At 61.6% G+C, this 6,792-nt stretch carries 6 protein-coding genes and 1 pseudogene; all 7 read right to left on the bottom strand.

Annotated features, from left to right (window positions below; genetic code table 11):
• On the bottom strand, positions 1–215 hold a 215-nt coding region (locus E3T46_RS18280), incomplete at its 3' end, for a hypothetical protein (protein ID WP_206751472.1).
• A gap of 212 nt (positions 216–427) precedes the next feature.
• Positions 428–1,837 (bottom strand): CoA transferase, encoded by a 1,410-nt coding sequence (locus tag E3T46_RS03380; protein ID WP_166790158.1) that lies wholly within the window; start codon positions 1,835–1,837, stop codon positions 428–430.
• 923 nt (positions 1,838–2,760) lie between these two features.
• On the bottom strand, positions 2,761–3,987 hold the full coding sequence (locus E3T46_RS03370) for an RNA polymerase sigma factor (protein WP_134577462.1): 1,227 nt from the start codon (positions 3,985–3,987) through the stop codon (positions 2,761–2,763).
• A 9-nt stretch (positions 3,988–3,996) separates the two neighbouring features.
• A complete protein-coding gene (locus E3T46_RS03365) occupies positions 3,997–4,431 on the bottom strand; it encodes a YciI family protein (protein ID WP_134577461.1) in 435 nt (144 codons plus the stop codon).
• 304 nt (positions 4,432–4,735) lie between these two features.
• Positions 4,736–5,308, bottom strand: a pseudogene (locus E3T46_RS03360) (recombinase family protein); the annotation flags it as partial.
• Between the two features lie 524 nt (positions 5,309–5,832).
• Positions 5,833–5,991, bottom strand: coding sequence for a hypothetical protein (locus E3T46_RS17745; protein ID WP_166790157.1), 159 nt, complete (start codon positions 5,989–5,991; stop codon positions 5,833–5,835).
• Positions 5,992–6,324: 333 nt separating this feature from the next.
• Positions 6,325–6,792: hypothetical protein (locus tag E3T46_RS17740; protein WP_198419097.1), on the bottom strand; the 468-nt coding region annotated here is incomplete at its 5' end.

Raw genomic sequence — 6,792 nt, 5'->3', positions numbered from 1 at the left:
TCGCGCGACGACGGCCGTGAGGAGTAGATTTTCTGAAAGCGACGAAAAGTTGGCGCCCGGATCCCGAAGCCACCTCTTCGTAATGCCACAAATCCGCGTTGTTCGGTGGCCGGGAATGCTGTGCGGCTGCGACGTGCTTTGTCCCTCCGCTGCGACAGGTTCCTGTCGGTGAGGTCGCCGTCGCGGAAGGGACCGTTGCTCATGTAGAGGATCACGGCAGCGTGATGGTGCCAATGGTTGATCCACCACGACGACGCAGTGCCGGCGTCGCCGCCCGCACGCTGGCATCGGCCGCGGCGGGCATATCGTCATCGGCCAACGCTGACGCCATGCGTTGCGCGGTTGCGTAGACACTGCCTTTGTCGAACCCCCTGCGGGCTGCTTTCGCAATGCTGGAGCGGCCGATGGCGCACCTTCCGGGTGGGGCTTATCGCTGGACGCTGGCGGATCGTGCTTCGGCCCATTCCGGCTGGTCTGCTCCCCACGGGCGGCCGATCCACCTGTAGCGATTCGGTCCACCGCTGATGCTGATCGCGGGTGCGGCACAGGTGACGGTTCCTTCTGGCGTTTCCGCGTTCGCGGTTTGGATCTCGTAGGAGCCGGCTTCGGTTGGCGCGGAATAAGGCTGGGCGAGTAGCTCTTGAGCGACCCGGGCCAGTGAAATGTCGACGGTCCATCCGTACCCGTCGAGGTGCCGACGTCGAAGTGCTGACATGATCCCGGCGGCAAGTAGATACCCGGCGGAATGATCCAAAGCTTGGACGGGCAAAGCACCTGGTCTGCCGGTGCCGTTTGCGTGGATCTGGGCGATGCCGCTGGCTGCTTGAACGATACTGTCGAATCCACGTCGCTCGATCCAGGGGCCGCTCAATCCCCACGCGCTCACCCGGCCGATAACGAGCCCCGGATGGCGATTGTGGAGTTCGACCGGCGAGAGGCCGAACCGGTAGAGGCTGTTCGGCCTGTATCCCGTGACAACAACGTCGGCGTCTGTCAGCAGCTGTTCGAGGCAGTCTCGATCTGGTTTGTAGCCGAGGTCAAGGAGCGCCGAGCGCTTCCCTTGCCCGGTATCGAGGTACTGCCAAGGGAGTTCCGGCATGCCAGGGCTGTCGATGCGCAGGACATCTGCCCCGAAGAACGCGAGACTACGAGTGGCCACCGGCCCGGCTATGACCCGGGTCAAGTCGAGCACCCGAACGCCCTTCAGCGGCGCATAACTGTCAGCCGACCCCCGTCTTTGGAGGCCCGAGTCTCCGCCCTGCTGCACCAGGCTAATGAAGGGTTCCGCTTTCATGGTTTGAGCTTGAGGATGTCCTCTCCAACTACTCGGGCTGCGAACCGCACTGATGATCGCACCAGAGTCTGCGGCTTCATCCTCCAGATCGAGAGCGCTGCGATGCGAAATCGCGTGCGCTACGACCTCGGCGGAAGCGGAACCGTTCAATCTCAGAAGTGAGCGCAAAGCCGCTTCGTGATGGGGATAGTTGGCGTGAGTGCGAACCCAGCCGTCGCTCGAGGCGAAAAATCCGGACAGGGGTGCCCACGCTGGAGCGGGGTTCCCGTTCCAGCGGAACAGTTGGTCACTCCGGTAGGCGCCGGCGACGAGTTGCGGCAGAAGGCTCACCTGCGGAACTTCGCTCGCTTTGGGATTACGCACTCCCGTGCGGACAAGGCGCAGCAACGAGGCCATGAGCTTGGTCGCCGCGATGCTGTCTGCGGCAAGATCCGCAACTGGTAGTGGCGACGAAAGCGGCACGGGTCCGGCTAAACGAACGCGATTCTTTAGCTCCGGAAGTTCCGCGGAATCGGAAAGGAACGTGCTGAGGAAGGTTCCCATCGGTTGCCTCCCACGCCCTCGACCGTTCACGTGGGCGTGGAGCCAAACGGTCATCGGTGAACCCCACTTTATCCCCACGGCACGGGTTGCAATTGACGACGCTGAGGCCGAGAAATTAGGCACGGATAGATCCGTCGATAGGTCAGCTCTAACGGTGGCGGCTCCTTCGAGAAAGGCCGGGAACGAGGTGACTAGACCCCGTCGATCGCATAGCGACGTTCGATCCCGGCTGTGGCCCGTCCCCAGGTGCTTCCCGAAACGCGGTCCTGGTGTGCTTTGAGCGCAGAATTATCCTGGAAGCACTCATCGACCTGCCACACCATGGGATCGCCGGTCGACGTAACACGGAACGAGAGGCGTCCATGCTCCGCACGCGTCCGAGCCACGTGATCAGAACTGCTACCTGACCCTGATTACGGCAGACGAGTTGCCCACTCAGATGCACTTAGCTCATGTCATGAGCGTATACGCCGGGCAGAGCGCCCTGCCTGGAGTGGCGACCACTGTTTGGCCCGTATGCCGAACCCCTATCGGACTCGTAGGAATTGGAAGATCACACGGATATATTGACACCATGACTGGCAGACGGATAATTTTGTGGGTCGGCAGGCATCAGGTCGGGCTCAGCCTCGTAATGGTCGTGCTCTGGCTAGCAAACGCAATGATCCAGATAATTGCGATCGCGAACGGAGACACGGGAACCAACGGAGGGCATGTTTTTAGTCTGGTTCTCGCTCTGCTGGTAGCCGTCCTCTCAGCTGCAAACGCGGTCATCGCTTTGACTGCTAAGACGAAAAAGACCGCGAAGGATCAGACGCATCGAGCTGACCCCCAAGGGGAATGTTTAGCGGGACACCACTTCGGTAGTCGAAGGAGGCAGCAACGTCGAGGTTCTCTGACATTGACGGTGAGTGCGGTTTCGATCAGAGCGCAGCCGCCTTGGCGCGCAACACGGCGCTCTCGCGCTCGTTGGCGGTAAGCCCGGCGGCGGTGAGCAGCTCCGAGCGCGCCTCCTCCGTGCGGCCGAGCCGTGCGAGCAGCTCGCCTCGCACGCTCGGCAGCAAGTGCGAGCCGCGCAGGGCCCCCGTGGAATCGAGCCGGTCGACGATGCGAAGCCCGTTCGCCGGACCAGTAGCCATGGACACCGCGATCGCACGGTTAAGCTCGACCACAGGACTCGGCACGAGCCGGCCGAGCGCGTCGTAAAGCAGTATGATGCGCTCCCAGTCGGTCTGGTCGATGCTCGCCGCAATCGCATGGCACTCGGCAATGGCCGCCTGCAGAGCGTAGCTTGCGCGCCCACGGCCCAGGACATCCGACGTCCGAAGTGCCGCGCGCCCACGCTCGATCTGAGCGCGGTCCCAGTGGGAACGGTCCTGGTCGGCGAGCAGGATCGGGGTGCCGTTGCGGCCGATCCTGGCGGCGAACCGCGACGCCTGGAACTCCATGAGTGCGGCAAGCCCGTGCACCTCGGGCTCTCTCGGCAGCAACCCGGCGAGCACGCGACCAAGCCGCAATGCCTCATTCGCGAGCTCGGTGCGGATCCAGCGGTCGCCGGATGTCGCCGCGTACCCCTCCGTGAAGATCAGGTAGATAACGCCGAGCACTGCGCCGAGCCGGCCGTGCCACTCCCTCGGGTCAGGTGCCGCGAACGGCACTCGCGCGGCCGAAAGAGTCTTCTTCGCACGCACAATCCGCTGCTGCACAGTCGCGAGGGGGACCAGCAGCATCCGCGCGATCTCCTCGGTGGTGAGGCCGCCCACCACTCGGAGGATTAACGCAACCTGCGCCTCCCGGGAGAGCACGGGGTGGCAGGCGATGAAAATCAGCCGCAGCACATCGTCGTCGATAGGCTGCCACTCGTCGTCGCCCGCCGCCTCGAGGTCGTGGGCGATCGCGCGATAGCACTCATCGAGCCGCTCGCGCCGACGCCAGCCGTCGATCGTCTTGCGCTTGGCGACGGCCGTGAGCCAGGCGCCCGCATTCCGCGGGACGCCCGACTTTGGCCACTGCGTAAGGGCGTCGACAAGCGCCTCTTGGGCGAGGTCCTCGGCAATGCCGACATCGCCGGTCATCTTGGCAAGCGTAGCGATGATGCGCGCGCCCTCGATGCGCCAGACGGCGTCAACCGTTCGCCGAATATCGGGCATCGCTACGGTTCAGTTCTCCTGCGACTTGGCCACTTGCTCTTCGCGCCAGCCGGCCTCTTTCTGGATGTACTCGTTGTCGGAGAACACCTCGAAGTCGCTCTCGTCCGTCACACGGCGCACCTCGAGCTTGCTCCCCGGGCCGAGCGGGGCGCGGCTGGCCCACTCGGCTGCCTCCTCCTTGCTGGCGGTCTGGATGATCCAGAAACCGTTGAACAGCTCATGGGTTTCCCCGTAGGGGCCGTCGGTGACGATCGGCTTATCAGCGGCGAAGTCGACAACGAAGCCCTCCTTTGCGTCGGACAGCCCCTCACCGGCGAGCATCACGCCCGCCTTGATCATCGATTCGTTGAAGGCTCCCATCGCGTTGATGATCTCCTCGAAGTCCTGGCTCTTCGACGCCTCCAGCGCCTCATCGGTGACGCGCATGATCAGCATGTACTTCATTGTGTTCTCCTTCGTTACGAGGGCGTCGGATGCGTCTCTCTACTATGGCGTCGAATGAGAGTGCACAGGATCGACACGGTCGCGAAAAAAGAGTCCGGTGGTTGGGAGCCATCGACCCATCCGCATGACCTCGAGGCCGTAAGCCGGACGATGACCGGGACACCTTCGAATCATCGTCGTCTACTCGGTTCCCTGCGGTGCCGAGAGGGCGATCGTCCCGTAAGACCCGTCCGAGAAAATGCCCGGTGAAGGGAGGGCTATACGGGGCACGTTTGGACGCCTCAGATGACTCTTCGGCGAGGTCCAATGCCCGCGTTCGGCGGTAGAACGTTGCTCGAGACATTCCAAGATCACGGGCAACCGTGGTCACTGGCTCTCCACCGTCGATGAGTCGACGGGCGTTCCGGATTTGGCTGTCGGTGATGAGCCGCGGCCTCCCACCGAGATCCTTGCCGGCGTTGCGGCGCTTGTTAATGGAGTCGATCACACGTTCTCGTTTGATTTCGTGTTCCATTTGTCCGAGTGCAGCCATGATCGTGAACAGCATGGACCCCATCGGTGTCGCTGTGTCGACGTCGCCGCCGCCCAGGTTGAGTACGCGAAGGCCGGCTCCGCGGCCGCGGAGCTCCTCGGCGAACGCGAGCATGTTCTGCGTCGATCGGCCCAGCCGATCCAGGGTCGTGATGACGAGGGTGTCGCCGTCCTCGAGAGCGTCGAGTGCACGGTCGAACTGGGGCCGCGATGCTCGAGCACCGGAAATGCCATGGTCGACGTAGAGGTCGTCACGCCGGACGCCAGCGGCGAGGATGTCGATCTGTTGCCGATCGGTGGACTGCTGTCGCGTGGATACGCGCGCGTAGCCGATCAGTTTCGTCATTTCTGCTCCCGGGGTGTCTCATAACCAATGGCGAGTACCACAGTTCAAGCATGCGGTTATGCGACGTAGTTATGAGAATCGGCGCGCCACAAGATTCCGGTGATTCTGTGGAAGCTCAGGTCGCGGCGGTGAGACGTCTTATATCGCTAGGGTTTCGAGACAGCCGTTTGGTGGAATGGCGGAGTTTTCCAGGGCAGGGCAGTTGTCGCGACCGCAGTTGATGCCACGGTCGCGTTTATGCCGGCACGACAGTGTGCTTATGGGCCGAGAAATATCTCCGTCGTGAGCGGGGTGTTCGATTAACTGGCTGCGGCCGGTGGCCACTATGCGATCGCGGACATCGCAGGATCGAATAGGCCGCTTTTTGGCCTCCGGGCGAGGCACATCAAGGGCGACTTCTTGACAGGTTCCTCTGACGACTCAGACTACGGTGCTGACCAACGGGTGATAGCGGCAGCCAGCATAATTCTGCCGCATCACCGTGGGTCAGCATCCGCAGCCTGACAGGTGTTGTTCGTATCGGGCTAGATGAAGCTGTGTCGCGCTAGGCAGTCGAGGTAGTAGACGAAGGCTTCGTCGTTTACGTCGCCAGTTTTCATCGAGTAGTGATTTTGGTCAGTTTCTGTTCCAGTCTCTCTGTATCCGGTCAGCGCGGTCATGTACGTCGTTAGGTGGTCAGACATCCCGTAAACCTTGGCACCAGTGACGAGGCCGTCTTCTTGCTCGAGCACGATGGAGGTGCGTTGGCCCACCAAATGTTGAGTGTTTAGAAGGTTGTATGCCAGCCAAGACGCGTCTCCAAGAGGCGCCGTTCCAAGATTGTCAGTGTCACTGCCCGAAGTTTCTTGAAGGAAGAGCCTNATAGTCAGTGCGTGTAATGGCCTCGAGCGGGATTTCATATGCACAAAAACCCTGTTTCAAGTGTTCTTCAACGGCGTCCGTTGTCCATCGCTGAGGATTGGTCTTCTTCCACCGTGCCAGGAGGTCTGAACGGTCGTCAGCTTCGTGATTGTCCATCAATTGGGTAGTCCGAAAAAGGCGTGCATTGCGGGGGTGCGGTTGCTCGGGTGGAAGTGTGCGAATTTTCCGCGACCGCCCGAATCGCGCTCAGGTCCGACTACGGCCAGGCCGTTTTTGATTCCTTTCGCAACTGCGAGCGCGCCGGCCTCGCTGCGAGACCACGTGTCTTTCCCCCCGCGGCCCCATGTGATGGCCGCGGAAAGCGACATACCATTTGCAAGCACGAGTTTGCCGTTTAGAATCATTGCGCGGAAATGTTGGTAGCTTGATCCCTTTTTATTGAGGGCATCGATTGCGTTAGTGGCTGCGATCCACGTAACACCAGCGACGATGACAACTGCAGATGCCACCAGGAGTGTTTTCAAGATCTCTAGAGCGATAGGTATTCCCAGAACCAGTACTGGCACGAAGGCGGCATAGCCCACGTCATCGGCATATGATTCTGTCTCACCAGTGGCCAGGTC

Origin of the sequence: Cryobacterium sp. Hh11 (assembly GCF_004404045.1) — a bacterium.
Lineage (GTDB): Bacteria > Actinomycetota > Actinomycetes > Actinomycetales > Microbacteriaceae > Cryobacterium > Cryobacterium levicorallinum.
This window is presented reverse-complemented; position numbering and strand designations above follow the sequence as displayed.